The following is a 26,788-nucleotide window of genomic DNA, read 5'->3' as shown; positions in this document are numbered from 1 at the left end:
GTTCGGGCAGACCTGCTTTTGGCCCAGTTCGGGATTGGCCACGGGATAAACCTTCGGCAGGAGTTGAATTCGGCCGGCTCCCTTGCCACCCACGGGGGCCGCTGTCAAAAGCCTTCTTGTTCGCGCCCGCGCGGCCGTTCCACAACAATCGGAGTTTTTGGCCGGGTGACTGCCCCTTCGACCCTTATCGCGCGTCCTGTTCCCGCCCTGAAAGGCAGCATTCGTGCGCCGGGCGACAAGTCGATCTCGCACCGCTCGCTCATTTTCGGCGGCATGGCCGAGGGCGTGACCGAGATCGAGGGCCTGCTGGAAGGCGACGACATCCTGGCCACCGCCCGCGCCGTCGAGGCCTTTGGCGCAGGCGTGGAAAAGTTGGGCGAGGGGCGCTGGCGGGTCACGGGGCAGGGCGGTTTCGCCAGCCCAGGCTCGGTCATCGACTGCGGCAACGCCGGGACCGGCGTGCGCCTGCTGATGGGCGCCGCCGCCGGCTATGACCTGACCGCGACCTTCGACGGCGACGCGTCGCTGCGCAAACGGCCGATGAAGCGCGTCACCGGGCCGCTGGCCGACATGGGCGCGCGTTTCGACTGGAACGGCGCCGAGGACCGGGTGCCGCTGACCCTGCATGGCGGGGGCTTGAGCGGCATTGGATATGTGCAGACGGTGGCCTCGGCCCAGATCAAGTCGGCCATCCTGCTGGCCGGACTGAATGCGGCGGGTGAGACTGTCGTGGTCGAACCGGAAAAGAGCCGCGATCACACCGAGCGGATGTTGCGCGCCTTTGGGGCGGTGGTGGACGTGACCGAGGAAGGCGAGGGCTGGCGCATTCGCCTGAAGGGCGGACAGAAACTGACCGGAACCGCCGTCGCCGTGCCGGGCGATCCGTCCTCGGCGGCCTTCCCTCTGGCCGCGGCCCTGATCGTTCCGGGTTCGGAAGTGACCGTCGAGGGCGTGATGCTGAACCCCCAGCGCACAGGCCTGTTCGACACCTGGATCGAAATGGGCGCCGACCTGACCATCTCCAACCGCCGCATGAGTGGCGGCGAGGGCGTCGGCGACATCACCGCCCGCTATTCGCAGCTCAGGGGCGTGACGGTGCCGGAGGACCGCGCCGCCTCGATGATCGACGAGTATCCCATCCTGTCGGCGACCGCCGCCTATGCTGAGGGCCGCACCATCATGCGTGGCATCGGCGAGATGCGGGTCAAGGAAAGCGATCGGATCGCCCTGATGGTCGCCGGACTGACCGCCTGCGGCGTTGCGGTGGAGGAAGAGGCCGAGGGCTTCATCGTCACTGGCTCCGTGGGGGGCGGGCCTGTAAAGGGCGGCGCGATCGTCGCCACCGCTCATGATCACCGTATCGCCATGAGCCACCTGATCCTCGGCATGGCCGCCGAACAGCCGGTTTCGGTGCTGGACCCGGAAATGATCGCCACCAGCTTCCCCGGCTTTGTCGCGTTGATGAACGGCCTGGGGGCGGATGTCGGCCACGGCCGTGGCTGATGGGCGAAAGACGTCCGGGCTCTGGTCCTGGCTTCAGTTCGTTCTCGCGGCCTGCTTTATGGCCTGGTGCAGCTTTGAGGGCGCGCGCTTCCTCTGGCGCAGTTGGCAGGGCGGAATCCTGCTGCACGGCAAGGGCCCGGACATCGCGCTCAGCGACAAGCCGCTTGTCTTCTGGGGGCTGAGCGGTTTTTACAGTGTGGCGGTTCTGGCTGGCGGCGGTTTCGCCCTCTTCTGCCTGCTGATCGCCCTTCGTGACGTGACAAGAAAGACAAACTCCTGACCCAAGCCCTCGTCATCGCCGTCGACGGCCCTGCCGCATCGGGCAAGGGGACCATCGCTGCGCGTCTGGCGACCCACTACGGTCTGGCGCATCTGGACACGGGCCTGCTGTATCGCGCCGTGGGGTTGGCGGTGCGGGACGCGGGGCAGGATCTGGGCGACGCGAAGGCGGCCGAGGCGGCGGCCCTGTCGCTGGACCTCTCGACCCTGTCGGACAACGCCCGCCTGACCGAACGTGACGCGGGCGAGGCGGCCAGCCGCGTCGCCAGCCATCCGGGCGTGCGCGCGGCCCTGCTGAAGCTGCAACAGGACTTCGCCGGCCAGGCCGGCGGCGCCGTTCTGGACGGCCGCGACATCGGCACGGTCATCGCACCCGACGCCGTGGCCAAGCTCTATGTCACCGCCACCCCTGAGGTCCGTGCCGAGCGCCGCTGGAAGCAGTTGACGCAACTGGGGCAGGAGATCGCCTTCGCCGACATGCTGGAGGACATCCGCCGTCGCGACGAGCGGGATTCCGGTCGGGATTCCGCTCCCATGGTCCAGGCGGACGACGCGGTCTTGCTGGACACGACCGATATGGGTATAGAAGCCGCCTTCGATGCGGCCCGCCGTATCGTCGAGGCGGCGCGAGTCCGGGCCGGGGTCTAGCATTCCCTCAAGCAGCGATGCGGTAGGGAAGGCATTGAGACCTCGCTGGACAAATCCAACGCTCCTGACCTCGGCTGCCGCGGGCGTTCTGGCTATCTTTTGTTCGCGCCCTTGCGCCGGCCTCGCGTCCTGACGACCTGACTCTTCCTTTCCCTGACTATCCACCCGTGCGCGGCCACCCGGTCGCGCCTTAACCCCAGAGCTATATGACCGACACCCACAATCCCTCGCGTGACGATTTCGCTGCGCTGCTCGACGAAACCCTTCAGGGTCGCGACCTTGGCGAAGGCCAGGTTGTTCACGGCCGCGTCGTCGGCATCGAAAAAGACATCCTGATCATCGACGTCGGTCTGAAGACCGAAGGCCGTATCCCGGCCCGCGAGTTCGGCATCGGCGAAGGCGCCGTCATCCCGAAGGTCGGCGACAACGTCGAAGTCTATCTGGAGCGCGTCGAGAACGCCCTGGGTGAAGCGGTCATCAGCCGCGACAAGGCTCGCCGCGAAGAAGCCTGGACCCGTCTGGAAGTCGTCTTCGCCGAAGGTCAGCCGGTCAACGGCGCCATCGTCGGTCGCGTCAAGGGCGGCTTCACCGTCGATCTGGGCGGCGCCTCGGCCTTCCTGCCCGGCAGCCAAGTCGACATCCGCCCGGTGCGCGACGTCGGCCCGCTGATGGGCAAGGAACAGCCCTTCGCCATCCTGAAAATGGACCGTCCGCGCGGCAACATCGTCGTCTCGCGTCGCGCCATCCTGGAAGAAGCCCGCGCCGAACAGCGCACGGAGCTGGTCGGCCAGCTGCAAGAGGGTGAAGTCCGCGAAGGCGTGGTCAAGAACATCACCGATTACGGCGCGTTCGTTGATCTGGGCGGCATCGACGGCCTGCTGCACGTCACCGACATGTCGTGGAAGCGCGTCTCGCACCCCTCGCAGGTCCTCGCCGTCGGCGACACCGTCAAGGTCCAGATCGTCAAGATCAACCCGGACACCCAGCGCATCAGCCTCGGCATGAAGCAGCTGCAGACCGATCCGTGGGACGGCGTGGAAGCCAAGTATCCGGTCGGCGCCAAGATGACCGGCCGCATCACCAACATCACCGACTACGGCGCGTTTGTTGAGCTGGAAGCCGGCGTTGAAGGCCTGGTCCACGTCTCGGAAATGTCCTGGACCAAGAAGAACGTCCACCCGGGCAAGATCGTCTCGACCTCGCAGGAAGTCGACGTGGTCGTGCTGGATGTCGACGCCTCCAAGCGCCGCATCTCGCTGGGTCTCAAGCAGGCCCAGGACAATCCGTGGGACGCCTTCGTGGCCGCCAACCCGATCGGTTCGACGGTCGAGGGCGAGGTCAAGAACGCCACCGAGTTCGGCCTGTTCATCGGCCTGGACAACGACATCGACGGCATGGTCCACCTGTCGGACCTCGACTGGAACGTCTCGGGCGAGGAAGCCATCCAGCGCTACCGCAAGGGTGAAACCGTCAAGGCCAAGGTGCTGGACGTCGACGTCGAGAAGGAGCGCGTCTCGCTGGGCATCAAGCAGCTGGGCGGCGATCCGATGGAAGGCGACACCTTCAAGAAGGGCCAGCAGGTCACCGTCACCGTGACGTCGATCGAAACCGGCGGCATCGAGGTCAAGTTCGGTGAAGACGACGCCCCGGCGACCGCCTTCATCCGCAAGTCCGACCTGTCCCGCGACCGCAACGACCAGCGCACCGAGCGCTATTCGGTCGGCGATCGCGTCGACGCCATGGTCACCGGCATCGACAAGGCCTCGCGCCGGGTCTCGGTGTCGATCAAGGCCCTGGAAATGAAGGACGAAACCGCGGCGATCGAACAGTTTGGTTCGTCGGACTCCGGCGCCTCGCTGGGCGACATCCTCGGCGCGGCCCTTCGCGAGAAGGCCAGCACGAAGGAATAGTCTCCTTTGTGATCTCTGATTACGGATCAGGCGGCGGGAGCGATCCCGCCGCCTTTTTCGTGCGCGCAGCGCGCCGATTTATGAGCGTTAACCGACATTTCGCCCGGCAATCGACCGGCGGGGCTTTTTCCTGCGGCGGGCGGAGGCTAGGGTGGGCTTGCATCCCGTGCCCGGATGCACCCGTATGGGCTCTGGGAAGGGCTGAACTGGGCGGGGGCCTGCCGATGATAAAGTCTGAGCTGATCGAGAAGCTCGCTGCCGAGAATACCCATCTGACCCACGCCGAGGTCGAACGGGTGGTCAATATCGTGCTCGGCCAGATGGTCGATTCCCTCGGCGAGGGCGGCCGCGTGGAGCTTCGCGGCTTCGGCGCCTTTTCCGTCCGGGCCCGTCCCGCGCGGGCCGGGCGTAACCCGCGCACCGGCGAAACCGTCGACGTGCCGGCCAAGGCCGTGCCTTTCTTCAAGAGCGGCAAGGAGCTCCGCGAGCGGCTGAACGCCGGCGACGCCTGAGCCCCGGAGACCGTCTATGAGCCTCGTAACCGAGTTCAAGGAATTCATCGCCCGGGGCAATGTCGTCGACCTGGCCGTGGGCGTCATCATCGGCGCGTCGTTCGGCAAGATCGTCACCAGCCTGGTCGAACAGGTGGTGATGCCGCCGATCGGTCTGTTGCTGGGCCGGGTCGATTTCTCGAAGCTGAAATGGGTGCTGGCTCCCGAGAACCCCTCGACCGAGGCGATCGAGGAGGTGGCGATCCAGTACGGCGCCTTCATCAACACCCTGATCCAGTTCGCCATCGTGGCCTTGGTGGTGTTCCTGCTGGTCAAGGGGATCAACCGGATGCGCCGCGAGCAGGCGGCGGCGCCGGAAGCGGCGCCTGCTGCGCTCACGCCGACCGAGGCCCTGCTGGCCGAGATCCGCGATGAATTGAAGGCGCGGCCGCGGGTCTGATTTCCCATCAAACCGGCAGAACAGGATTCACTGTTTGACTCTGGCGTGAGTTGGAACAAAGAGTGAACAACTGAACTTCCGGACTCTCATGACCCCCTCGCCCCTGTATGCCCCCGGCGTTTTTCCCGAGCGGCCCGCGCCGCTGGAAGAGGCCTGCGCGGCGGGCTCCGGGGACGGGGCGGCCCTGATTGCGTTCGCCCTGTCGCGACGACTGGAAGGGGACGCACGGCCGGTTTTGATGACGGCGACGCGGGCATGGCTGGGCGAACACGGCCGGCCCTATGGGCCCGGCCTGCCGGGCGTTGCCCTGATCCTCGCGCCCGTCAACACGGCGGTCGAGGCCTTGTGGGCGCTGGAGCAGGCGCTGCGGTCGGGGGCGGTGTCCCTGGCCCTGGGCGCGGTGAATGCGGCGACCCTGACGCAGACGCGGCGACTGGATTTCGCCGCCAAACAGGGCGGGTGCGTGGGATTGGTGATGCCGCGCGGGCTGGACGGGCTCAGCGCGGCGCGGCGGCGCTGGCGGATATCGACCCTGGCCAGCGCCGTCGATCCCGACGACGCCAGGGCTCCCGGCCCGGCGCGGCTGACCGCCGAGCTGGTGCGCGGGCGCGGCGAACGACCGGGGGCGTGGATGCTGGAGCAGGATGATGAGACGCATCGTCTCCGTCTGGCTGATCGACTGGCCGATAGCGGTCTGGCGGCGATCGGCCATGCGGGCGCGTCGTCCGGCCTCGCCGCCTGACCCCGCCCTCGATCCGAAGAACCCGTTCGCCCTGGTCCGGAAGAACAACCGGGGCGCGGCGATCCTGTATGCCCTGAATCCGGCGGCGCGGGCGGCGGGTCTGCGGCGCGGCCAGACCCAGGCCGACGCCCTGGCCATGATCCCGCACCTGATCTGCAGGCCCGCCGATCCCGAGGCCGACGCGCGGGCGCTGACGGCGCTGGCGGTCTGGGCCGAGCGCTGGTCGCCTTCGGTCAGCGTCGATCCGGCGGGAGGGGGGCTGGAAGGCCTGTTCCTCGACCTGACCGGCGCGGCCCATCTGTTCGGCGGCGAGACGGCGGTGGCGGCGCAGATCCGGGACCGGCTGGTCGAGGCCGGGGCGCGGGCGGGCGTCGCCATGGCCCCGTCGCCCGGCGCGGCCTGGGCTCTGGCGCGCTGGGGCCAGGGCGGGGGCGAGGGGTGTATCGCCTCCGACGAGACGGTGCGGAGCCTGCTGGCCCCCCTGCCGGTCGAGGCCCTGCGCCTCGACGACCGCACCGTGATGCAGGCGCGGCGGTTCGGCCTGAAACGGATCGGCGACCTCTATCCCATGCCGCGCGCGGGGCTGGCGCGGCGGTTCCGCGACGGGGACGGCGTGGACCTGGTCCAGCGGCTGGATCAGGCGCTCGGGTTCGCGGGCGAGGCCCTGACCCCCGTACGGCCGCCGCCGAAATACCGGGCCTGGCAGGCCTGGATGGAGCCGGTCGGCGACATCGAAGGGGTGGAGGCGCGGCTGACGGAACTGGTCGCCGACCTGTCCGCGCCGCTGGTGCGCGACGGTCAGGGGGCGAAGGCCCTGACGCTGACCGGCTTCCGGTCGGACGGCGGGACCACGAGCCTGTCCGTGCGGATGGGCCGCCCGGGTCGCGACGCCGGAATATGGCTGCGGTTGTTCCGCGAGGCGGGACTGGGGCGGCTGGAGCTTGGTTTCGGCCTCGACGCCCTGATGCTGACCGCCGACGCGGTCGAGGCGATGACGGCGCGGCAGGGGGCGCTGGAAACCGAGGCCGAGGCGAAACAGGCCGAGAGCCTGGCCGCCCTGATCGATCGTCTGACCGCGCGGCTGGGGGAGGACCGGGTGTTGATGCCCGAGCCCGTCGAGAGCTGGCTGCCCGAACGCGCCGAACGCTGGCGGCCGGCGCTGGGCCGGAGCCCGACGACGCGGGAGGATGGGGGCGGGCGCCGTCCCGTCCTGTTGCTGGATCCGCCCGAGCCGGTGGAGGCGATCGCCGAACTGCCCGACGGCGCGCCGGCCCGTTTCACCTGGCGTCGGCTGTCGCGGCGGGTGACCCGCGCCGATGGTCCCGAGCGCCTGTCGCCCGAATGGTGGCGGCCTCGCCCCGACGACCGGCAGATGCGCACCCGCGACTACTACCGCGTCGAGGACGACGCCGGCGGACGCTACTGGCTGTTCCGCGAGGGCCTGTACGGACGGGAGTATAGCGGGGCCGCCGAAGAGCGCGCGCCGTCGTGGTGGATGCACGGGGTGCTGTCGTGACCGGCCCGGGCTCTGGCTGGGACGGCCAGTACGCCGAGCTGGGGGCGATGACGAATTTCAGCTTTCTGGAGGGCGCGTCGCATCCGGGCGAGATGGCGATACAGGCGAAGGCGCTTGGTCTGGCCGCCATCGGCGTCGCGGACCGCAACACCGTGGCCGGCATGGTGCGGGCGCTGATGGGCGCCGAGGACGTCGACATTCCTCTGGTGGCGGGATCGCGGCTCGGCTTCACCGACGGGACCGAGCTGATCGTCTTCCCGCGCGACCGCCCCGCCTGGGGCCGGCTGTGCCGGCTGCTGTCGCTGGGCAAGAGCGAGGCCGTGCCGCAGGCCGGAGCCGATCCGGACGCCGATCGCATCGAAAAGGCCGAAACCCGGCTGACCTTCGAACAGGCGCTCGGGCTGGGGGACGGCCTGATCGCCCTGGTCCCCGCGCCGGAACAGCCCGATGCGGTGTTCGAGGCCCGACTGTCCGAATGGCGACGGGCCTGGCCCGACGCCCTGTATCTGGCGGCGGCGCCCCTGTGGCGCGGCGACGACCGCAAGCGGCTGAACCGGCTGGCGGCGATGGCGCATCGCACCGGGGCGCCGATGATCGCGACCAATGCGGTGCTGTACCACCACCCAGACCGGCGGATGCTGCAGGATGTCCTGACCTGCATCCGCGAGGGGACGACCATCGACAAGGCGGGCCGGCGGCTGCAGGCCAACGCCGAACGCCATCTGAAGCCGCCGGCGCAGATGGCGCGGCTGTTCCGTGGCCACGAGGCGGCGCTGGCGCGGACGATGGAGGTGGCGCGGGCCTGCACCTTCAGCCTGCGCGAGCTCAGCTATCAGTACCCGGAGGAGCCGGTCCCTTATGGCTATTCCCCGCAGGGCTGGCTGGCCCGGTTGACGCTGAAGGGCGCCCGGTCGCGGTGGCCGGAAGGGACGCCGAAAGACATCCGGGCCATCATCCTGAAGGAGCTGCGGCTGGTCCGGGAGCTGGACTACGCCCCCTATTTTCTGACCGTCCACGACATCGTCGCCTGGGCGCGGTCCCGGCCCGACCCCATCCTGTGCCAGGGCCGGGGCTCCGCCGCGAACTCGGTGATCTGCTTCTGTCTGGGGGTGACCAATGTCGATCCCACAAAACAGGAGGTGTTGATCGAGCGGTTCATCTCCTCGAACCGGTCCGAGCCGCCCGACATCGACGTCGATTTCGAGCACGAGCGGCGCGAACAGGTGATGCAGTACGTCTACGAACGCTATGGCCGCGACCGGGCGGGGATCGTGGCGACCATCATCCACTACCGCCCCCGCTCGGCGATCCGGGACGTGGGCAAGGCCCTGGGCCTGACCGAGGACGTCACCGCCCGCATGGCCGACACCGTCTGGGGCTCATGGGGGTCGGAGGTGAAGGACGACCATGTCGACCGCGCCGGGTTGAGCCGGGACGACGTGCGCCTGCGTCTGGCGCTGGACCTGACCGCCGAACTGATCAAATTCCCCCGCCACCTCAGCCAGCACGTCGGCGGCTTCGTGCTGAGCCAGGCCCCGCTGATCGAGATCGTGCCCATCGGCAATGCGGCGATGCCGGACCGGACCTTCATCGAATGGGACAAGGACGACATCGACTTCCTCAAGCTGATGAAGGTCGATGTGCTGGCGCTGGGCATGCTGACGGCGATGAAGCGGGCGTTCCGGATGATCGGGGAGTCCTACGGGCGGCCGTTGCCGGATACCGCCGCCGTCCCGGCCGAGCGACGCGGGGTTTACCGGATGCTGTGCAAGGCGGACTCGCTGGGGGTCTTCCAGGTCGAGAGCCGGGCGCAGATGTCGATGCTGCCGCGCCTGCGGCCGGTGGAGTTCTACGATCTGGTGGTGCAGGTCGCCATCGTCCGCCCCGGCCCCATCCAGGGCAAGATGGTCCATCCCTATCTGCAGCGGCGGAAGGAGCGGCGGGACCATGAGGCGGTGCACGGTCCCGGGAGCTATCGCTTCTCCATGCCGGGGTCGGCGAAGGATCCGGACGAACTGGCCAATGTGCTGCGCAAGACGCTGGGCGTGCCGCTGTTCCAGGAACAGGCGATGAAGATCGCCATGGTCGCGGCCGAGTTCACCGGCGTGGAGGCCAACGGCCTGCGCCGGGCCATGGCCACCTTCCGCCACAACGGCACCATCGGAAACTACGAGGACCTGATGGTCGGGCGGATGATCGCGCGCGGCTATGAGGCCGATTTCGCACAAAATTGCTTCAACCAGATCAAGGGTTTCGGCGAGTACGGCTTCCCCGAGAGCCACGCCTGTTCCTTCGCCCACCTGGTCTATGTCTCGGCCTGGGTGAAGTGGCTGTATCCGGACGTGTTCGCCGCCTGTCTGCTGAACAGCCAGCCGATGGGCTTCTACGCCCCGGCCCAGATCGTCAGGGACGCGCGCGAGCACGGGGTGGAGGTTCGACACCCGGACGTAAACGCCAGCGACTGGGACGCTGCCCTGGAGACGCGGCCGCGCCGTCGACGGCGCGCCCTGAGGCTGGGCATGCGCTCCATCGACGGGTTCAGGAAGGTCTGGGCCGAGGCGATCATGGAGGCGCGGAAGGCGGGCCCCTTCACCGACCTTGACGACCTGCGCCGCCGCGCCGCCCTGCCGCCCCCGGCGCTGGACCGGCTGGCCGAGGCGGACGCCTGTGGCTCGCTGGACCTGACGCGACGGCAGGGGCTGTGGGCGGCCAGGGGCGCGGCGCCGGCGTCGTCAGCGCCCCTGTTCGAGGCCATGGGGCTGAACGAGGCCGATGGCCGCCCGCCCGAGGCCCTGCCTGTTCTGGCGCCGTCCGAGGAGGTGGTCGGCGATTACCAGACCCTCCGCCTGTCGCTGAAAGGCCATCCTGTCAGCTTCCTGCGCGAGCGGCTGACGCGGGCGGGGGCGCTGACGACGAAGGATTACCCTGCGCGTCCCAACGGCCGGACCGGGGCTGTCGGCGGCGTGGTGCTGGTGCGCCAGCGGCCCGGCACGGCCAAGGGCGTCTGCTTCATGACCGTGGAGGACGAGACCGGCGTGGCCAATCTGGTGCTGTGGCCCGATGTCTTCGAGCGTTTCCGGCCGGTCGCGATGGGCGCCCGCATGGTGCTGGCCCGGGGCAAGGTCCAGACGGCCGAGGGCGTGACCCATCTGGTCGTCGATCATCTGGAGGACTGGACCCCGATGCTGGGGGATCTGACGCCCGACTCCGCGCCGGGCTCAGGGCATTCGCCGGCGCGCGGGCGGCATCCGCGGGATGTCAGGGTGCTGCCCGGCTCGCGGGATTTTCATTGACAGGACGTCGACGGTTTCGGAGACGTTTCGAGGAGAAAGGAAGACCAAAACGAGAAAGGGGAGACGCTGGCGACTACCCCCGCCGCTGAAACCGCCACTTCCAAACCCGATACCCCACGATCGGCGCGAAACCGCACACCAGGGCGGTGATCAGCACGGTCCAGAAACCGCCGCCCAGGCCGTATTCGCCGACCGCCGCCCCGACCCCGGCCGCCAGAAGCGGTCCGAGCCAGGGCAGCCACGCCGGCGGCTTAGGCATCCACCTTGATGACGCCGCGCCGGATCTGGTCCAGCTCGATGGAGTCGAACAGGGCCTGGAAATTGCCCTCGCCGAAAGCCTGGTTGCCCTTGCGCTGGATGATCTCGAAGAAGATCGGGCCGAAGGTGTCCTGGGTGAAGATCTGCAGCAGCAGGCCTTCCTCGTCCGAGCCGTCGATCAGGATGCGATTCAGGCGCATGCGGGCCACGTCCTCGCCGTGGCCCGGCAGGCGTTTGTCGATCAGTTCGAAATAGGTCTCGATGGTGTCCTGGAAGGGAATGCCGCGACGCTTCAGCTCTTCCACCGTCTCGAAGATGTCGTCGGTGGCCAGGGCGATGTGCTGGATGCCCTCGCCGTTGTAGCGGCGCAGGAACTCCTCGATCTGGGAGTTGTCGTCCTGGCTTTCGTTCAGCGGAATGCGGATGGCGCGGTCGGGGGCGATCATGGCCTGGGAGAAGAGGCCGGTCGCCTTGCCCTTGATGTCGAAATATTTCTGCTCCTCGAAGGCGAAGACGTCGCCATAGAAGCCGGACCAGGTGCGCATCTGGCCGCGGCGGACGTTGTGGGTCAGGTGATCCAGCATGAACAGGCCGACCGAATTCTTGCGCTCGGCCTCCTCCCAGCCCTCGATCTCGTCCCAGCCGTCGTACAGCGAACCGGCGTCGCCATACTGGTCGACGAGGTACAACAGCGAACCGCCGATGCCCTGCACGATGTAGGGGTAGCCGCCGCCCAGGGCGCCGCCGTCGTGACCTTCGGCCGGGCGTCCGCCGCGCGCCACGGCGCCTTCATACGCGGTCTTCGCATCGCTGACGCGGAAGGCCATGCCGTTGGCCGAGGGGCCATGCTCGGTCGCGAACTCGCCCGCCTGACCCTTGGGCGAGCGGTTGACCAGCAGGGTGATGTCGCCCTGCTTCATCCGGACCACGTCATTGGCCGGATTCACATGGGTCTGGGTGAAGCCCATCAGCTCTAGGCGGGCGACCATGGCCGCGGGATCAGGGCCGGTGAATTCGACGAATTCGAAGCCGTCGACGCCGAGGGGGTTTTCTGTGTCGAGCCGGGCGGCCGCGTCGGTTTGGGGCGCGTCGTGCATGGGGCGTCTCCTGGGGTCGTCGCGGCGTTGCTCGCCGCTTTCGGGGCGGAACCTAGTAGCCGGAAGGGCGGAAGCCAAGGCGGGGGGCGGTCACATGCGCGTTGGTCATCCTTCTCCCATTTCGGGGGAAGGTGGCCGCGGAGCGGCTCGGATGGGGGCTCTGTCCGCGTCATCACCGAAGAGGGCGAAGTCCGCCGTCGCCAGACGCCATCCGTCAGGCTTCGCCTGCCACCTTCCCCCGTGAAGGGGGAAGGAGTCGGTTTCACGGCCGACCGACCAACGCGTCGACCGAGCCGGTGGTCACCGGGTGATAGCCGGGGCGAGCCCGGGCGTAGACCCGGGTGGCGATGGACCGGCCCCAGTCGCCCTCGGCCCACAGGCTGGTGAACAGCGGCAGGACGAATTTGCGCCGGCCCATGGTGGTCAGGAACTTCTCCAGCGTCGGGACAGCTGCCTGATAGCGGTGCTGGACGGCGATCTGCAGCCAGGCGAACAGCACCTCGGCATTGCCTTCGTTGCGCAGATTCAGGGACGATTCCAGATCGGCCAGCTGGGCGTCGGTCAGCCAGTCGGCGCCGTCGCGCAGGTCGGAAGGCCGCCAGGCGAGGAAGCGCTGACGCTCCTGGGTGGACCAGCCCGCCCAGGGGATGGCCGAGGCCGGACCCTTGTCGGCGAAGAAGGCGCGGGCCGCGGCGTCGACCGGGGCGAAGGCGCCCGACACCGGCGGAACCCAGTTCGACGGCATCCCGGGCTGGTAGATCCAGGCGTCCATCATCAGCTGGTCTTCCAGCGCGCGGGTGGTGACGAGGTGGGTGCGGATGTCCTCGAGGAACAGTTCGGTGGTCATGGGGCGGAAGGCGTTGCGTTCGAAATAGCCCTTCAGCCAGGCGTCGAACCGCTCGCGGCCGACGATGCGTTCCATGGTGAACAGGAAGGCGGCGCCCTTCTCATAGGCGACATCGGTCAGGCCTTCGTCGGGATCGCGACCCTCGAGGTCGAGGTGCAGGCGGGTGTCGGCCGGCGGAAGGCCCGCCATCTCGGCCTGCAGGTCGCCCCAGCCGAGCGCGCGCAGCATCAGGGCGCGGTCCTCGCCATAGAGGGCCTCCATGATGCGGTTCTCGAAATAGACGGTGAATCCCTCGTTCAGCCACATGTCGTTCCAGGTGGCGTTGGTGACGAGGTTGCCCGACCAGCTGTGCGCCAGCTCGTGCGCCACCAGCGAGACCAGCGACTGGTCGCCGGCGATGATGGTCGGGGTGGCGAAGGTCAGGCGCGGATTCTCCATCCCGCCGAACGGGAAGGAGGGCGGCAGGACCAGCAGGTCGTACCGGCCCCAGCGATAGGGGCCGTACAGCCGCTCGGCGGCGTCGACCATGTCGGCGGTCGGCGCCAGTTCGGCGCGGGCGGCGGCCAGTCGCGAGGGCTCGGTGAAGACGCCCGTGCGCTCGTCGATGGCGGCGAAGGCCAGATCGCCCACGCCGATTGCGATCAGATAGGGCGGGACCGGATTGGTCATGCGGAACCGCCAGGCCTTCAGGCCGGGCCCGGCGGCCTCGCCCTCGGGCGTCAGCTGCTGGGCGCTCATGACCACGCGCAGGTCGGCGGGGGCGACGATGCGGGCGTCATAGGTCTGGCGGATGCCGGGGCTGTCCTGGGTCGGGACCCAGGTGCGGGTCAGGATGGCCTGGCCCTGGCTGAACAGATAGGGCTTCTGGCCGCCCGCCGTCTGGCCCGGCGTCAGCCACTGCAGGGCGGCGGCGTCGGGGCGGGTCGCATAGGCGACGACGATGCGACGCGTCTCGCCCGCGGCGAGGGCCGGGAAGCGGACGGTCAGGGGCTGACCCTTGATCGCATCATTGGCGCCGGTTTCGTACTGCAGCGGCGCGCCGTCGGCGTCGGTGACGTTGCGGATGTCGAGGTTCTTGACGTCCAGCACGACCTCGGTGGCGCCAAGGCGGCCCTGGATGTCGAGCGCGGCCGTGCCGGCGAGGGTCCGGGTCTGGAAGTCGGCGGTCAGGTCGAGAGCGACGTGGCGGACATGGGCGATCTCCGGTCGGGCATAGGTGTGGGCGTCACGCGCATAGTCGGCCGGCGCCGCGGCGGAAGCGGGCAGGGGCGGCATGTCGGAGCCGGACGACGGGCCGTAACCCGGCATCGAGGCGCATCCGCCCATGGCCGTCGCGAGGGCGAGGGCGGAGACCAGTCCAAACGTGCGGATCATCGAGAGTCCTTGACCAGAAGGCCCGCCGTCCTTGTTCGGGCGGTCGGGCCGGGTTCGTTTCCTGCCGGGACAACGCTCCGGCGGGCGAAAAAGATCAAGAGGGGGCGAGGACCGGAGACAGGTTCCGCGCCTTGAACAGACGCCCCCGCTCGGCGAACAGGACGCAGACCAGGGCGGTAAGGCCGAGGGAGACGAAGCCGATGGTCATGGGCGCGGCCGAGCCGTTGAACTGCTGACCGATCAGGAATCCGAGCGAGGCGCCAAAGGTGGTGGAGATGAAGCCCTGGGCCGAGGACGCCGTGCCGGCGATGTGTCCCATCGGCTCCATGGCCATGGAGCCGAAATTGCCGGCGATGAAGCCGAAGCAGAACATGGTCAGGGCCTGCAGGACGGCGAAGGTCCAGATCGTCTCATGGCCGGTCAGCGCCACCGCCGCGTGGATCGAGGACATGGCGATGAAGCCCAGCAAGGCGGTGTGCGAGATCAGCCGCGAGCCCAGCCGCTCGACCAGCCGCGCATTGAGCAGCGAGGCCACGGCGATGCCGCCCGCGACCAGGGCGAAGACGACCGTGAACAGTTGCGGCTCGTGGAAAACGTCGAAGAAGATCTGCTGGCTGGAGTTGATGAAGCCGAACAGGGCGCCCGAAATGGCTGTGATCGCCAGGGTGTAGCCAATCGACTGGCGGTTGGTCAGCGCCTGGCGGAAGGCCGAGGCGATGCGCCCGACCTGGATCGGCATCCGGTCCTCGGGGTGCAGGGTCTCGGGCAGCCGGATCGCGGCCCAGGTGGCGAAGGCGGCTCCGCCCAGCGCCAGGACGCCGAACACCCAGGGCCAGGGCGCGACGGTCAGGATCGCCTGTCCCAGCGTCGGGGCCAGGATGGGCACGCCGAGGAAGACGAGGAAGCTCAGCGACATGACCCGGGCCATGGTCCGTCCCGAATAGCGGTCGCGGACGATGGAGACCGCGAGCACGCGCAGGGCGGCCGCGCCGACGCCGGTCCCGACCCGCGCCGCGATCAGCAGTTCGAACGTCGGCGAGAAGGCGGCCAGGACGCTGAACAGGACATAGAGGCCCAGACCGACCATCAGCACCGGCTTGCGGCCGAAGCGGTCGGCCAGCGGGCCATAGATGATCTGGGTCACGCCAAAGCCCAGCAGATAGGCGGTGATGACCCACTGGCGGCTGTTCTCGGAGACCACGCCGAGCGCGTCGCCGATGGCGGGCAGGGCCGGCAGCATCGAGTCGATGGCCAGGGCGTTCAGCGCCATCATCATGGCGATCAGGGCGACGAATTCGGGAAACCCGGGCCCCTTGACGGCGGCGGCAGGCGCAAGGGTCGGGGAGGTCATCCACGGCCAGATGCGGGTCAAGGGCGACAATCGCAACCGGGGCCGACTGAAATAGCGACGGCGAAACGCGATGTGAGCGCTTCAGCCGCCGGTCTTCAGAACGCCGAGGTCTTGTCCGGCCATTCATTTCTGATATTCGAGAAATATGGAAATGACAGCCGCCGTCGAAAGTCTGTCCGCCCTCGCTCACGAGGGGCGATTGAGGGCCTACCGCCTGCTGGTTCAGGCGGGACCGTCGGGGCTGGCCGCCGGCGAGGTGGCGCGCCGGCTGGGGACGCCGGCCAACACCCTGTCGGCCCACCTGACCGCCCTGGGTCACGCCGGTCTGGTGCAGTCGCGGCGAGACGGTCGGTCGATCATCTATGCCGCGCGGTTCGACCGCATGGGCGCCCTGATGGCCTTCCTCGCGGACGACTGTTGCGCAGGGGCCCCTGAAGTCTGCGCCCCCGTCGCCGCGGCCGCGGCGCGATCGCGCTGCATTCCCGCGGAGGTCTGAGCCTTGTCGATCTTCGAACGCTGGCTCACCCTCTGGGTCGCCCTGTGCATCGTGGTCGGGATCGGCCTCGGCTGGCTGGTCCCGGACGTTTTCGCCGCCATCGCCCGGCTGGAAGCGGCGCGGGTGAACATTCCCGTCGCCGTCCTGATCTGGCTGATGATCACCCCCATGCTGCTGCGCGTCGACTTCGCCGCCATGCGGCAGGTCGGGCGCCACTGGCGGGGCATCGGCGTGACCCTGTTCGTCAACTGGGCGGTGAAGCCGTTCTCGATGGCGCTGCTGGCCTGGTTGTTCATCGCCATGCTGTTCCGGCCGTGGCTGCCTGGCGACCAGATCGACAGCTATATCGCCGGCCTGATCATCCTGGCGGCGGCGCCCTGCACCGCCATGGTCTTCGTGTGGAGCCGCCTGACCAACGGCGAGCCGAATTTCACCCTCAGCCAGGTGGCGCTGAACGACGCCGTCATGATCGTCGCCTTCGCCCCGATCGTCGGCCTGCTGCTGGGGCTGGCGGCGATCACCGTGCCGTGGGCGACGCTGCTGATCTCGGTCGGCCTCTACATCATCCTGCCTGTGATCGTGGCGCAGTTGGTACGGCGGACGGTGCTGGCGCGGTCGGGCGAAGCGAGGCTGGAGCGGCTGCTGACCCGGCTCGGCCCGGTCTCGATCACCGCCCTGCTGGCCACCCTGATCCTGCTGTTCGGTTTCCAGGGTGAACAGATCCTGGCCCAGCCGCTGATTATCGGCCTTCTCGCCGTCCCCATCCTGATCCAGGTCTATTTCAACTCCGGCCTCGCCTACTGGCTGAACCGCGCGACCGGCGAGGCGCATTGCGTGGCCGGACCGTCGGCCCTGATCGGCGCATCGAACTTCTTCGAACTGGCCGTCGCCGCCGCGATCAGCCTGTTCGGCATCAACTCCGGCGCGGCCCTGGCGACGGTCGTCGGCGTGCTGATCGAGGTGCCGGTGATGCTGTCGGTGGTCTGGATCGTGAACCGCTCGAAGGGGTGGTACGAGGCCGGCCCGGCCGTTCGCCGCAACGCCGAAAAGGAGCGCTAGATGTCCGACAATTTTCCCGTCACGGTCTTCCACAATCCGGCCTGCGGTACGTCGCGCAATGTCGTGGCCATGGTCGAGGCCGCCGGCTACCGGCCCGAGGTCGTGGAATATCTGCAGGCCGGATGGAGCGCCGCCCAGCTGCGTGATCTGTTCGCCGAGGCCGGGCTGACGCCGCGCGACGCCCTGCGCGAAAAGGAGGCGGCCGGGATCGATCCGGCCCTGCTGGACGCCGCGACCCCGGACGAGACGATCCTCGCGGCGATGCTCGCCCATCCGGTCCTGGTCAACCGTCCCATCGTCCGCACGCCGCGCGGCGCCGCCCTGTGCCGGCCTTCCGAAAAGGTCTTCGATCTGCTGGACCGCCGGCCCGACCGCTTCGTCAAGGAAGACGGGGAAGTGGTCGAGCTGAGCCACGGCCGTACTGGCGCGCCGGGCGGCTCCCCGGCATAATCCGGCCATCAGGGAGGATCCGGATGCGTCTTTCGATACTCGCGGCCGCGCTGGCTCTCGGTTTCGCGACCCCGGCCGCCGCCCAGGCCCCGGTCTCGCCGGTTCCTGTTTCGGCCCCCGCCCCGGCCGACGTCGCCACGCCCGAGGCGATCGTCGCGGCGCTCTATGACGTCATCTCGGGCGACGCCGGAGTCGCGCGGGATTGGGATCGCTTCCGGTCGCTGTTTCACTCCACCGCGCGTCTGGCGCCCTCGGGCGCGACCCGGGAAGGCCAGGGCGTCGTCCGCTCGATCACGCCCGACGAATACATCACCCGCAGCGAACCGCTGCTTGTGGCCGAGGGGTTCCATGAGCGCGAGATCGCGCGCCGCCCGGAGCGGTTCGGCCGGATCGTCCATGTCTGGTCCACGTACGAAAGCCTGCACAGTCTGTCCGACCCGCAGCCCTTCGCCCGAGGGATCAACAGCATCCAGCTGTTCAATGACGGCGCCCGCTGGTGGATCATCAGCGTCTACTGGCAGGCCGAAACGCCCGCCGCGCCCATCCCCGCGGAATATCTGCCGCCGACGGGTTGAGGGTGCTGGAGATGGCGTGGTGCGGGCGGCCGGGGTCGAACCGGCACTCCTTTCGGAACTGGATTTTGAGTCCAGCGCGTCTACCAATTCCACCACGCCCGCACAGGCCGCCCGGTCTTCTCGGCAGGCGGGCTTGGTAGCGTGCGGGGTCCGGGCGGGTCAATCCGGCAATGGTCGTGACATCGGCCCTTTGATGTCGGCGATCCAGTCAGCCACACAGGCCGTCAACGGCGTATTCGAGCGCCCTGTACGACAAGAAAAATGACGCGGCCAATCGCGGTTTCGGCGTTCTCCCTCAACCCCAGCCGGACATTGGGTTGGTCGAGCAACATCCGGGCTCCGAGGCCCGGCATGCTTTCACTCTCCACCTGACAATCCCGTACGCGGCCCGCTTCGGCGACGATGCAACTGACCTCGACCCTCGTGGGCCCACGGCCCGACCAGGGCGGCATCTCAAACATCCGGGACCGGCTCCATTCAGCCGGGGTGATGACGTCTTCCGCCAACAGCAGATCATCGCGTGGATCCACGGTTCGCTTGCCGCAGGCTTCGAGCGTCCGATCAATCGCTGAACTGTCCGAGGGTAGAGGAATCTCCAGACGTCGCGGCGCCCCGACGCCAGAGGGAGGGATTGTACGCACAACAAGCAATCCGCCCCGTTTCAACCCGCGTGCGCGCCGGAGGGGCAGAGCACTGAGGGCGGTCGTGGACCCCGCCGAGGTCATCCATGGCGACTCTTCCATGGGAGCCGGAGCAAGACCGGTGGCGAGCGTTCGCATCTGGTATTGGTTGATCTCGCCGGGCAGCGCCGGAGGCAAGCCCAGGAGCGCAACCTCCACATTTCCGTCCCGGCACTGGACCGCCAGACCGACGCCGCCCTCGTAGGTGACGCTGGCGACCGTGAGATCGCCTGCGGGGCTCACTTCCAAATCCCAGCTATCCTGCGCCGTCGCGTCACCGGCCAGCAGCAAGGCGGCCAGGCCAATCGCGGCGACCCTCACGCCACGACTTCCACATGGCTGTCCGGCTGTCCGGCCATGATCCGGCGAGCCCGTACGAACATCTCGATCCGCTGGACGATGATCAGGCCGCCGGCCAGCAGCAGGAACGCCTGCTCCACCGCGACGACGTGGAGGCCCAGGCTTTCGGCGTGACCCTCCAGCCAGGGACGGGCGAAGGAGCGGACGGCCAGCAGGACCACGATGAGGATGATCCCCAGCGGTGAAGCCTGGGCCTTCAGCACGCCGTCCGGATCCTTCTCGATGGTCACCATGCTTCCCCGCCAGAAACCGCCCAGCGCGCCCAGCACGGCGCCGCCGACCAGCACGCCCCAGTCGGCCGGACCATAGGGCGCCAGATCCGCGCCCGGCGCCTGACGCATGCCCCACAGGCCGAACGCGATCAGGGCGGCGAAGATCGTGGGGAGGATCCACATCAGCTCGGGTCTGAGCGTCCGCTTCTGTCGATTGCGCAGCAGGATCACGACAAGGGCGATGCCGATGCCGATCAGCGGACCGTACTGTTGTGGCGTCATGGCCGGCCCCCCGCCATGCGGCCCGAAATGGCCGCGGAACTGTCGAAACCTTAATCCGTCCCACGCATCCGTAAAGGCGCGCCGACGCCTCTGCCTCTTGAAAAATCGGAGGTCGAGATGAAGCGTGTGATGCTGGCGATTGCGTCAGGCCTGCTGTTGTCCTGTCAGGGACCGGCGGCGGTTCTGGCGCAGGAAGCGACGACCACGGCGGGCGTCGGGGCGGAGGCAAGCGCCCTCATCCAACCGACACGCGCGGAACGGGCGCTGGATGAGGCCGTGCGGCTGGCCGCCGGCTAGACCGCCTCCACCGTCTGTTCGATGGCGCCGAAGATCGAGTGGCGCCCGTCGTCCAGCATCTCGATGCGGACTGTGTCGCCGGCTTTCAGGAAGGGCGTCTCTGCCTTGCCATGCAGGATGGTTTCCACGGTCCGGACCTCGGCGATGCAGGAATAGCCCAGACCCCCTTCGGAGACCGGCTTGCCGGGGCCGCCGCCCGCGTCGCGGTTGGACACCGTGCCCGAGCCGATGATGGTGCCTGCGCACAGGGCGCGGGTTTTCGCCAGATGGGCGATCAGGGTTCCGAAGTCGAAGGTCATGTCGACGCCGGCGTCCGCCTTGCCGAAGTCCTCGCCGTTCAGCTGGACGGACAGTTCCCCCTTCAGCTTTCCGTCGGCCCAGCGGTCGCCCAGGGCGTCGGGCGTGACGAAGACGGGCGACAGGGCCGAAGCCGGCTTGGACTGGACGAAGCCGAAGCCCTTGGCCAGTTCGGCGGGGATCAGGTTGCGCAGCGAGACGTCGTTGATCAGGCCGACCAGCCGGATATAGCCCAGCGCCTCTTCGCGGGTCACGCCCTGGGGCACGTCTCCGGTGACCACGACCACCTCGGCCTCAAGGTCGCAGCCCCAGGATTCGTCGGCCAGCGGAATAGGGTCGCGAGGGGCCAGGAAGCCGTCGGATCCGCCCTGGTACATCAGGGGATCGGTCCAGAAGCTGTCGGGCATTTCGGCGTTGCGCGCCTGGCGCACCAGGGCGACGTGGTTCACATAGGCCGAGCCGTCGACCCATTGGTAGGCGCGCGGCAGGGGCGACGCGGCTTCCCGCTCATGGAACCGGCCGCGCGGTACGCCGCCGTGCTCGAGGCTTTCCGCAAGGGCCAGAAGGTCGGGCTCGACCCGGTCCCAGTTGTCCAGCGCGGACTGGAGCGTGGGGGCGATCAGGAAGGCGTCCGTGAACCAGGCGAGGTCGCTGGAGACCAGAACGAGTCGACCGTCGCGGCCGTGCTTGAGCGAGGCGAGTTTCATGCCTCAAGGCTTAGGCGGTTTTGTCCGGCGAGGAAACCGTGCCTGGATCGGTCAGTGACCGGCGCGCGTCCCGCTGATCGTGCCCGCCGTCGGACGCCTGGGGCCGGGCGTCGACAGTTCGGCGTGGGCGGCGCGCAGCTCGCGCACGCGTTCGCGGCGCAGACCCCAGTGGTCGTTGAAGTGGCCGATCGCGACACGCAGGGCGTCGTTGCGATCCTGAACGCTGAGCGGCTTTTTCGCCTCATGGTCGCCGTGGCCGTCAGCGGCGTCCTTGCGCTCGTGACCGTCGCCCTGGCCGCTGTTCACGATCACGGTGACGCCGCCTATGGAGGCGGGCGCCGCCTCGGGATGTCCCGGCTTCTCTTCATGACCCCCGCCGTGGCCATGGCCGTGGTCGGCCTTGGGCGGATGCGGCTTGTCGGCCGGCTCGCCCTTCACCGCCAGATCGAGCGCCTTGATCAGCTTGCCCGCCCCGCCCGCGACGCCGAGCGTCTTGCCCAGCCGCCGGTCGATCGTGCGGCGCAGCGCCGAAGCCCTGGCCGGCAGGGAATCGCCGTCGGCCTTCATCGCCTCCTTGGCGGCGTCGTCGATCTCCTCCCAGATCGACTCCGCGGCGTCGACCCGCGCGCTCCGCGAGCCCTGGCCGAAATACCAGCCGACCAGGGCGGCGGCGACCAGTCCGAGAAGCAATGCGCCCCACAGGATGGGATCGGCGCCGATCATCAGCGGCGCGTCCAGCGGCGCATTGGCGGGGTCGGCTGCGGCGAAGTCGGCGCCATAGGCCATGCTGCTGTCCTCCCGATCCGCGCGGATGTTTGCGCCGCGCATCTTGCCCCGACGGTCCGGCTTGGCAAAGAGAAAGGTTAACGGCGTCCCGGTTTCGGCGGGGTCAGCGCGGTGAGGTGATCAGGGCCTTGGCCTCTGCGCCTGTAGGGGCGCCCGCGTGGCGCACCTCGACCTCGACGGAAATCGCGCCTTCGGGTTCGTGGGCCCAGAGGTAGCGGCGCTCGATCTCGACCTCGCGACCCGAGGGCGCGAACCCGGTGTAGCTGTCGCCCCAGGGCGCCACCGACTTCATGTCCGGCCAGGGCAGGGCGCAGGCGATGTCCAGCTCCTCGATGGCCATGGCTGAAAGTTCGTCGTCGCTCACAGCCACCGGCGGACCTTCTGGCGATAGGCTTCATAGGTCGGGCCGAATTTGGCGGCGAGGTAACGTTCCTCGCGCTGGATGACGAACCGGTCGACGACGAACAGGCAGGGGACCAGCAGGATGAGCGCGATCCAGCTGTTCATGGCGATGGCCAGGCCGACGTAGGTCACGGCGAAACCGACGTAGATCGGATTGCGGCTGAAGCGATACGGACCCTCGATGATCAGGGCGGTGGTCGGTTTCCACGGTTCGACCGCCGTGCCGCGTCGACGGAACAGACCGGCCGCCATGCCGTCGAACAACAGGCCGCCGACGATCAGGGTCAGCGCCAGACCGCGCCGGACGGGCATGTCGAGGCCAAAGCCGGCGGCCAGCCAGCCGAGGCCCGCCTCGACCGCTTCGGGCCGGGCGCCCAGCTCGGCCAGACCCCAGCCGGCCAGCACAAAGCCGAGATAGATCAGCGGCGGCGGAGCGATGACGCCGGGCGTGTCGGGCTTCTTCATGGCTGGAGTGCCTCGTCGCCATAGATGGCCACCCGCGCCGGTTCGCTGGAGGACACGGCGCCGCGATACATGCCCGAGGTGGTCATGGCGAAGGCGGGTTGGCCTTTGAGGTCCATGACGATGACGCCGCCCGACCCGCCCAGCGACAGGGCGTCATCGACCTCCGCCTGACCCGCGGCCTGTCCGGAAGCGCCCCCCTGGATGCGGCTGCAGATATCGCGGGCGACCGAGGCGCGGATGTAGAATTCGCCATCTCCGGTGGCGGACACCGCGCAGCCGTCGCGGTTGGAGGCGTAGGTGCCCGCGCCGATCACCGGCACGTCGCCGACCCTGCCCCAGCGCTTGGCGGTCATGCCGCCGGTCGAGGTGCCAGCGGCGAGGCGTCCCTCGCTGTCCAGCGCCACCGCACCGACGGTGCCGAATTTGCGCTCGTTCAGGGGTGGGGCGGGCAGGTCGTTGGCCGCCTGCGGACCCGGGGCCCCGGCGGGACGCTGCGGAATCGGCAGGCTCTGCTGCTGGAGCGCGCGCTCCAGCCCCTGCCAGCGGCGCTCGGTGAAGAAGAAGGACGGATCGACCTGCTCCAGCCCCACCGAGGCGGCGAAGCTGTCGGCCCCCGGGCCAATCAGCATGACATGGGGCGAGCGCTCCATGACGGCGCGGGCGGCCGCGATCGGATGGCGGGTGGTGGTCAGGCCCGCAACGGCGCCGGCCGTGAGGTCCGTTCCGTTCATGACCGCGGCGTCCAGCTCGTTGCGGCCGGCGGCGGTGAAGACCGCGCCGCGCCCCGCGTTGAACAGCGGATCGTCCTCCATGATCTCGATGGCGGCCTGCACCGCGTCCAGCGCCGCGCCGCCGTCGGCCAGCACGGCGGAGCCGGCCTCGAGCGCACGCTTCAGGGCGGCGCGGTAGGCGGCGTCCTGTTCGGCCGTCAGGCTCGCGCGCTCGATGACCCCCGCCCCGCCATGGATGGCGAACGACCAGCGCGGCGCCTCCTGGGCCGCGGCGGGGAGAGCCGACAGGAGAAGCGCGAGCGCGGCCGGAGCGAGGCGGGTGAGGGACATGATCGGCCTTTCGAAAATCCGGCCCGAACCTCGACCAAGCGCGGGCTCAACTCAAGGGGCGACCGCAACAGGGGCAGCCGTCCGCCTGAACGCCGAACAGGGCGCGTATGCGGTCGGGGGCCACGGCGAGGGCGGGCGAGGCCATGTCGACCCGGTCCGTTCCGAGGGTCAGGACGCGGTCGGCGCGCGCGGCGAACGGCAGGTGGTGGGTCGAGGCGATGACGATGCGTCCCTCGCCGGCCAGGGCGCGGATCGCCGCCTCGACGGCCTGGGCATGGGCGGGATCAAGCATGGCCAGCGGCTCGTCGAGCAGGCACAGGCCCGCGTCCTGGACGAACAGCCGGGCGATCAGGACCAGTTGCTGCTGGCCGCTGGAGAGGCGATCGAAGGGCCGGTCGGCCAGGTCGCCGACACCCAGCCGCTCCAGGGCCGACCGCGCCGCGTCCAGATCGGCCGGAGCGAGGCCCGATGACCAGCGCCGCAGGTGCGATCGCCCCAGAGCCGTGACGTGCAGGGCCGAAAAGCCGGCCTCGACCGCGCCCGGAGGGGGCAGATACGCTGCGCGGGGGGCGGTGATCGACCCGGCGAGGGGGGGCAGCAGGCCCGCGAGGGTCTTCAGCAAGGTGGTCTTGCCCGCTCCGTTGGGCCCGATCAGGGCGACGATCGCGCCGGGCGGGACCGACTGGTCCAGCGCGGGCAGACGGAATCCCTTTCCGTTTCGGGCTGGATGCCCGGCCACCAGTCCTTCCAGTCGCAGACCGCTCATGACCGCCTCGATGTGGCGATGAACAGGAAGAGGAAGGCCGGAGCGCCGATGGCCGCCGACAACAGGCCGACGGGGATTTCCGCCGGACCGAAGCCGGTGGACAGCCGGTCTATGACGAGGGCGAACAGCGCCCCGATCGCCATGGAGGCCGGGATCAGCCGCCCCGCCCGCTCGCCGACGATCAGCCGCGCCGCATGGGGCGCCAGCAGGCCGATCCAGCCGACGATCCCGGTCAGGGCGACCGCCGCCGACGTCATCAGGGCGGCGGCGGCCAGGGCCGTCAGCCGCAGCGGGCGCGCGGGCAGGCCCAGCGATCGCGCCTGCTCGTCGCCGAGCGACAGGACGTCGAGCCGGAAGCCGAGCCACAGCAGGATCGCGGCGCCCAGACAGACGGGCGCCAGCGCGAACAGCCCCTCGGCCAGGGTGGCGCGGGTGAACGAGCCCAGCAGCCAGTAGGTGATGGTCGGGAGTTGCGAATAGGGCTCGGCGACGATGACGACGAGGCCCAGTCCGGCCGAGGCCAGGGCGCCCGCCACCACGCCGCACAGGATCAGGGCCAGCCGCCCGTCGCCGCTGCGCGTCAGGGCGGCGCATCCCAGCGCCAGGCCGCCGGCGGCCAGCCCGCCGACGAAGGCGGAGCTCTGCACCAATGCGGTTCCCGCCCCCAACAGCAGGGCCAGCGCCGCGCCCAGACCGGCGCCGGACGAGACGCCCAGCAGGTCGGGCGCCGCCAACGGATTGCGGAACAGGATCTGGAAGCCCGCACCCGCTCCGGCGAGAGCCGCGCCGCAGGTCAGGGCCGCCAGCAGCCGCGGGCCGCGCAGGGCCAGCGCCAGTTCGGCGTCAGGCGGGCCGTGGCCGAACAGGGCCGCCAGCAGAGCATCGGGAGAGCTGGCCAGCGGGCCGGTCGCCAGCACCGCGACGACGCCGGCGAAAGCCAGCATGGCCAGCCCCAGCGTCGGAAGCGCGGCCTTCAGCCGGTTCACTGAATCCAACGCGGCTGGGGAATCTCCGCCGGGGCCATGCCGTACAGGCGGCGACTCAGGGCGGCGATGGTCAGGGTGGCGGTCTTCGGATCGGCGATCCAGGCGCAGCCAAGCAGACGGTTCAGCGAGGGTGGCCGGTCGACCCAGCCGAACGGAAGGTCGGGAAGCAGCAGCAGTCGGCGGCGGTCGCCGTTGCGACGCCAGCGCCAGACGGGATCATGGCGAACAGACTGCGCGAACCTGTGGTCCAGCGTGACCAGAACCTCGGGGTCCCATGCGGCGACCTGTTCGCGGGTCACGCGGCCGATGTCGCGCGATCCCTCGGCGACATTGGTCCAGCCCGCGCCCTCGAGAACCTCGGTCGCCAGGGCTCCCCGAAAGCCGGTCTCCAGTCCGTCCGCGCCGCGGGCGTAGTAGAAGCCGGGTCCCGGGGGTGTGAGCCGCCAATGCTCCAGCACTTCGGCGGCCTCTTCGGCCAGCGGGCCGGCCGTCCGTTCGGACTCAAGCAGCCCACCCGCCTGGCGGATCGCCTCGGGAATACGGGTCAGGGCGCCGTCGATCAGACTCCAGTCGACACCCAGCCGATCCTCCAGACGCCGCGCGAGGGCCTGATACCCGGCGTCGACGCCGCCGTAGTCGATGATCAGCCGCGGCTTCAGGGCGGCGATCGCTTCCAGACCGGCCGGCCGGCCGCCGCCGGTCAGCGTCCCGAGTTCGGGCAGTTCGGCGGCGAGCGCCGGCAGCGCCGCCAGTGACGCCGGTCCGGGCTTGCGGGGCCAGCCCGCCAGCCGCTCACGCGCGACCGCCCAGACGAGAAGCGCCGCCGGCGACCCGGCGGCGACCACATTCCGGTTGTCGGTCGGCGAAGAGGCGCGCGTGCAGGCTGCGACCGCGATCGCCCCGCCCATGCTGATCAAGGCCGACCGCCGTGTCGTGGTCATCAAACGCCCTGTCCCCGAATTCTGCATATCGCCCGCCGTGCCACGCCGCGCGCCGCGTTCCAACCAATTTACCCTTAACTCTTGTCCGGTCTGGCTCACCGTGCTGGTTATGCGCCTTTCGCGCGTCAGGTGGGGCGCAGCAATAAGGGAGTGAGCCGTTGAGTATGACGGACGGAGGAGGCGCGACGACAACGACG

At 69.3% G+C, this 26,788-nt stretch carries 28 protein-coding genes and 1 tRNA gene; 14 read left to right on the top strand and 15 right to left on the bottom strand.

Going from position 1 to position 26,788, the window contains the following annotated elements:
* Nucleotides 1-165: 165 nt before the first annotated feature.
* The 9 genes from aroA (at nt 166) to WC555_RS10970 (ending at nt 10,842) form a co-directional block, all read left to right on the top strand.
* Nucleotides 166-1,503 (top strand): 3-phosphoshikimate 1-carboxyvinyltransferase, encoded by a 1,338-nt coding sequence (gene aroA, locus WC555_RS11010; RefSeq protein ID WP_373253539.1) that lies wholly within the window; start codon nt 166-168, stop codon nt 1,501-1,503.
* The gene (locus tag WC555_RS11005) at nt 1,481-1,783 is read left to right on the top strand and encodes a hypothetical protein (protein ID WP_373253537.1); all 303 of its coding nucleotides are present in this window, start codon (nt 1,481-1,483) and stop codon (nt 1,781-1,783) included. Before aroA ends, WC555_RS11005 begins: the two co-directional genes overlap by 23 nt.
* Entirely contained in the window at nt 1,780-2,430 is a 651-nt protein-coding gene (gene cmk, locus WC555_RS11000; RefSeq protein ID WP_373253543.1) for a (d)CMP kinase, read from the top strand. Before WC555_RS11005 ends, cmk begins: the two co-directional genes overlap by 4 nt.
* A 206-nt stretch (nt 2,431-2,636) precedes the next feature.
* On the top strand, nt 2,637-4,340 hold the full coding sequence (gene rpsA, locus WC555_RS10995; protein WP_373253535.1) for a 30S ribosomal protein S1: 1,704 nt from the start codon (nt 2,637-2,639) through the stop codon (nt 4,338-4,340).
* 224 nt (nt 4,341-4,564) lie between these two features.
* Complete coding sequence (locus WC555_RS10990) at nt 4,565-4,852, top strand: integration host factor subunit beta (protein WP_056619956.1); 288 nt, start codon at nt 4,565-4,567, stop codon at nt 4,850-4,852.
* Between the two features lie 16 nt (nt 4,853-4,868).
* Entirely contained in the window at nt 4,869-5,291 is a 423-nt protein-coding gene (mscL, locus tag WC555_RS10985; RefSeq protein WP_373253534.1) for a large-conductance mechanosensitive channel protein MscL, read from the top strand.
* An 88-nt stretch (nt 5,292-5,379) separates the two neighbouring features.
* Nucleotides 5,380-6,033 carry a hypothetical protein gene (locus WC555_RS10980; RefSeq protein WP_373253532.1) on the top strand — a complete coding sequence of 218 codons (654 nt, stop codon included), beginning with the start codon at nt 5,380-5,382 and terminating at the stop codon, nt 6,031-6,033.
* Nucleotides 5,939-7,549 carry a DNA polymerase Y family protein gene (locus WC555_RS10975; protein WP_373253530.1) on the top strand — a complete coding sequence of 537 codons (1,611 nt, stop codon included), beginning with the start codon at nt 5,939-5,941 and terminating at the stop codon, nt 7,547-7,549. The genes WC555_RS10980 and WC555_RS10975 overlap by 95 nt, the downstream gene beginning before the upstream one ends.
* The gene (locus WC555_RS10970) at nt 7,546-10,842 is read left to right on the top strand and encodes an error-prone DNA polymerase (protein ID WP_373253528.1); all 3,297 of its coding nucleotides are present in this window, start codon (nt 7,546-7,548) and stop codon (nt 10,840-10,842) included. Before WC555_RS10975 ends, WC555_RS10970 begins: the two co-directional genes overlap by 4 nt.
* A gap of 73 nt (nt 10,843-10,915) precedes the next feature.
* Here WC555_RS10970 and WC555_RS10965 read toward each other — a convergent pair whose 3' ends face one another.
* From WC555_RS10965 to WC555_RS10950, 4 genes are all read right to left on the bottom strand, one after another.
* Nucleotides 10,916-11,101, bottom strand: a complete 186-nt coding sequence (locus WC555_RS10965; RefSeq protein ID WP_373253526.1) for a hypothetical protein — start codon at nt 11,099-11,101, stop codon at nt 10,916-10,918.
* A complete protein-coding gene (gene hppD / locus WC555_RS10960; RefSeq protein WP_373253524.1) occupies nt 11,094-12,197 on the bottom strand; it encodes a 4-hydroxyphenylpyruvate dioxygenase in 1,104 nt (367 codons plus the stop codon). The genes WC555_RS10965 and hppD overlap by 8 nt, the downstream gene beginning before the upstream one ends.
* 262 nt (nt 12,198-12,459) lie before the next feature.
* Nucleotides 12,460-14,418 carry a M1 family metallopeptidase gene (locus tag WC555_RS10955; RefSeq protein WP_373253522.1) on the bottom strand — a complete coding sequence of 653 codons (1,959 nt, stop codon included), beginning with the start codon at nt 14,416-14,418 and terminating at the stop codon, nt 12,460-12,462.
* Nucleotides 14,419-14,512: 94 nt separating this feature from the next.
* Nucleotides 14,513-15,769 carry a multidrug effflux MFS transporter gene (locus WC555_RS10950; protein ID WP_373253541.1) on the bottom strand — a complete coding sequence of 419 codons (1,257 nt, stop codon included), beginning with the start codon at nt 15,767-15,769 and terminating at the stop codon, nt 14,513-14,515.
* A gap of 145 nt (nt 15,770-15,914) precedes the next feature.
* On the opposite strand from WC555_RS10950, the gene WC555_RS10945 reads away from it, so the two are divergent.
* The 4 genes from WC555_RS10945 to WC555_RS10930 are packed head-to-tail and all read left to right on the top strand — an operon-like array spanning nt 15,915 to nt 18,349.
* Nucleotides 15,915-16,265: an ArsR/SmtB family transcription factor gene (locus tag WC555_RS10945; protein WP_373253520.1), complete on the top strand. Its 351-nt coding sequence runs from the start codon at nt 15,915-15,917 to the stop codon at nt 16,263-16,265.
* A gap of 3 nt (nt 16,266-16,268) precedes the next feature.
* Nucleotides 16,269-17,324, top strand: coding sequence for an ACR3 family arsenite efflux transporter (gene arsB, locus WC555_RS10940; RefSeq protein ID WP_373253519.1), 1,056 nt, complete (start codon nt 16,269-16,271; stop codon nt 17,322-17,324).
* On the top strand, nt 17,325-17,774 hold the full coding sequence (gene arsC / locus WC555_RS10935; RefSeq protein WP_373253518.1) for an arsenate reductase (glutaredoxin): 450 nt from the start codon (nt 17,325-17,327) through the stop codon (nt 17,772-17,774).
* A 23-nt stretch (nt 17,775-17,797) separates the two neighbouring features.
* Nucleotides 17,798-18,349 carry a hypothetical protein gene (locus WC555_RS10930; RefSeq protein ID WP_373253516.1) on the top strand — a complete coding sequence of 184 codons (552 nt, stop codon included), beginning with the start codon at nt 17,798-17,800 and terminating at the stop codon, nt 18,347-18,349.
* A gap of 17 nt (nt 18,350-18,366) precedes the next feature.
* On the opposite strand, the gene WC555_RS10925 is transcribed toward WC555_RS10930, so the two are convergent.
* The 3 genes from WC555_RS10925 to WC555_RS10915 form a co-directional block, all read right to left on the bottom strand.
* Nucleotides 18,367-18,451, bottom strand: a tRNA-Leu gene (locus WC555_RS10925).
* A gap of 122 nt (nt 18,452-18,573) precedes the next feature.
* A complete protein-coding gene (locus tag WC555_RS10920) occupies nt 18,574-19,350 on the bottom strand; it encodes a hypothetical protein (protein WP_373253515.1) in 777 nt (258 codons plus the stop codon).
* A complete protein-coding gene (locus WC555_RS10915) occupies nt 19,347-19,883 on the bottom strand; it encodes a DUF1453 domain-containing protein (RefSeq protein ID WP_373253513.1) in 537 nt (178 codons plus the stop codon). The genes WC555_RS10920 and WC555_RS10915 overlap by 4 nt, the downstream gene beginning before the upstream one ends.
* Nucleotides 19,884-20,000: 117 nt before the next feature.
* Between WC555_RS10915 and WC555_RS10910 the strand changes: the two genes are divergently transcribed.
* On the top strand, nt 20,001-20,180 hold the full coding sequence (locus tag WC555_RS10910; protein ID WP_373253512.1) for a hypothetical protein: 180 nt from the start codon (nt 20,001-20,003) through the stop codon (nt 20,178-20,180).
* On the opposite strand, the gene WC555_RS10905 is transcribed toward WC555_RS10910, so the two are convergent.
* From WC555_RS10905 to WC555_RS10870, 8 genes are all read right to left on the bottom strand, one after another.
* On the bottom strand, nt 20,177-21,184 hold the full coding sequence (locus WC555_RS10905; protein ID WP_373253511.1) for a fumarylacetoacetate hydrolase family protein: 1,008 nt from the start codon (nt 21,182-21,184) through the stop codon (nt 20,177-20,179). The two genes, WC555_RS10910 and WC555_RS10905, sit on opposite strands and share 4 nt — an antisense overlap.
* Nucleotides 21,185-21,235: 51 nt before the next feature.
* Entirely contained in the window at nt 21,236-21,970 is a 735-nt protein-coding gene (locus WC555_RS10900; RefSeq protein ID WP_373253509.1) for a hypothetical protein, read from the bottom strand.
* Between the two features lie 103 nt (nt 21,971-22,073).
* The gene (locus WC555_RS10895; RefSeq protein ID WP_373253506.1) at nt 22,074-22,340 is read right to left on the bottom strand and encodes a hypothetical protein; all 267 of its coding nucleotides are present in this window, start codon (nt 22,338-22,340) and stop codon (nt 22,074-22,076) included.
* Nucleotides 22,331-22,837, bottom strand: coding sequence for an isoprenylcysteine carboxylmethyltransferase family protein (locus tag WC555_RS10890; protein ID WP_373253504.1), 507 nt, complete (start codon nt 22,835-22,837; stop codon nt 22,331-22,333). The genes WC555_RS10895 and WC555_RS10890 overlap by 10 nt, the downstream gene beginning before the upstream one ends.
* Nucleotides 22,834-23,898, bottom strand: coding sequence for an isoaspartyl peptidase/L-asparaginase family protein (locus WC555_RS10885; RefSeq protein ID WP_373253502.1), 1,065 nt, complete (start codon nt 23,896-23,898; stop codon nt 22,834-22,836). Before WC555_RS10885 ends, WC555_RS10890 begins: the two co-directional genes overlap by 4 nt.
* Nucleotides 23,899-23,944: 46 nt before the next feature.
* The gene (locus WC555_RS10880) at nt 23,945-24,664 is read right to left on the bottom strand and encodes an ABC transporter ATP-binding protein (RefSeq protein WP_373253501.1); all 720 of its coding nucleotides are present in this window, start codon (nt 24,662-24,664) and stop codon (nt 23,945-23,947) included.
* On the bottom strand, nt 24,661-25,650 hold the full coding sequence (locus WC555_RS10875; protein WP_373253540.1) for a FecCD family ABC transporter permease: 990 nt from the start codon (nt 25,648-25,650) through the stop codon (nt 24,661-24,663). The genes WC555_RS10880 and WC555_RS10875 overlap by 4 nt, the downstream gene beginning before the upstream one ends.
* Entirely contained in the window at nt 25,647-26,591 is a 945-nt protein-coding gene (locus tag WC555_RS10870; RefSeq protein ID WP_373253500.1) for a hypothetical protein, read from the bottom strand. The genes WC555_RS10875 and WC555_RS10870 overlap by 4 nt, the downstream gene beginning before the upstream one ends.
* Nucleotides 26,592-26,788 lie beyond the last annotated feature (197 nt).

The organism is Brevundimonas sp., from assembly GCF_041648615.1.
Taxonomy (GTDB): domain Bacteria; phylum Pseudomonadota; class Alphaproteobacteria; order Caulobacterales; family Caulobacteraceae; genus Brevundimonas.
The sequence above is the reverse complement of the archived record's forward strand: the minus strand, read 5'-3'. Positions and strand labels throughout refer to the sequence as shown.

Coding starts and splice junctions, on each gene's coding strand:
- WC555_RS10900 (WP_373253509.1), bottom strand. CDS start 21,970: ATGGCCTATGGCGCCGACTTCGCCGCAGCCGACCCCGCCAATGCGCCG.
- rpsA (WP_373253535.1), top strand. CDS start 2,637: ATGACCGACACCCACAATCCCTCGCGTGACGATTTCGCTGCGCTGCTC.
- WC555_RS10930 (WP_373253516.1), top strand. CDS start 17,798: ATGCGTCTTTCGATACTCGCGGCCGCGCTGGCTCTCGGTTTCGCGACC.
- WC555_RS10980 (WP_373253532.1), top strand. CDS start 5,380: ATGACCCCCTCGCCCCTGTATGCCCCCGGCGTTTTTCCCGAGCGGCCC.
- WC555_RS10905 (WP_373253511.1), bottom strand. CDS start 21,184: ATGAAACTCGCCTCGCTCAAGCACGGCCGCGACGGTCGACTCGTTCTG.
- WC555_RS11005 (WP_373253537.1), top strand. CDS start 1,481: ATGTCGGCCACGGCCGTGGCTGATGGGCGAAAGACGTCCGGGCTCTGG.
- WC555_RS10950 (WP_373253541.1), bottom strand. CDS start 15,769: ATGACCTCCCCGACCCTTGCGCCTGCCGCCGCCGTCAAGGGGCCCGGG.
- WC555_RS10965 (WP_373253526.1), bottom strand. CDS start 11,101: ATGCCTAAGCCGCCGGCGTGGCTGCCCTGGCTCGGACCGCTTCTGGCG.
- WC555_RS10910 (WP_373253512.1), top strand. CDS start 20,001: ATGAAGCGTGTGATGCTGGCGATTGCGTCAGGCCTGCTGTTGTCCTGT.
- WC555_RS10975 (WP_373253530.1), top strand. CDS start 5,939: ATGAGACGCATCGTCTCCGTCTGGCTGATCGACTGGCCGATAGCGGTC.
- WC555_RS10885 (WP_373253502.1), bottom strand. CDS start 23,898: ATGTCCCTCACCCGCCTCGCTCCGGCCGCGCTCGCGCTTCTCCTGTCG.
- WC555_RS10870 (WP_373253500.1), bottom strand. CDS start 26,591: ATGACCACGACACGGCGGTCGGCCTTGATCAGCATGGGCGGGGCGATC.
- WC555_RS10915 (WP_373253513.1), bottom strand. CDS start 19,883: ATGACGCCACAACAGTACGGTCCGCTGATCGGCATCGGCATCGCCCTT.
- mscL (WP_373253534.1), top strand. CDS start 4,869: ATGAGCCTCGTAACCGAGTTCAAGGAATTCATCGCCCGGGGCAATGTC.
- hppD (WP_373253524.1), bottom strand. CDS start 12,197: ATGCACGACGCGCCCCAAACCGACGCGGCCGCCCGGCTCGACACAGAA.
- WC555_RS10880 (WP_373253501.1), bottom strand. CDS start 24,664: ATGAGCGGTCTGCGACTGGAAGGACTGGTGGCCGGGCATCCAGCCCGA.
- WC555_RS10890 (WP_373253504.1), bottom strand. CDS start 22,837: ATGAAGAAGCCCGACACGCCCGGCGTCATCGCTCCGCCGCCGCTGATC.
- WC555_RS10945 (WP_373253520.1), top strand. CDS start 15,915: ATGGAAATGACAGCCGCCGTCGAAAGTCTGTCCGCCCTCGCTCACGAG.
- WC555_RS10955 (WP_373253522.1), bottom strand. CDS start 14,418: ATGATCCGCACGTTTGGACTGGTCTCCGCCCTCGCCCTCGCGACGGCC.
- WC555_RS10990 (WP_056619956.1), top strand. CDS start 4,565: ATGATAAAGTCTGAGCTGATCGAGAAGCTCGCTGCCGAGAATACCCAT.
- arsC (WP_373253518.1), top strand. CDS start 17,325: ATGTCCGACAATTTTCCCGTCACGGTCTTCCACAATCCGGCCTGCGGT.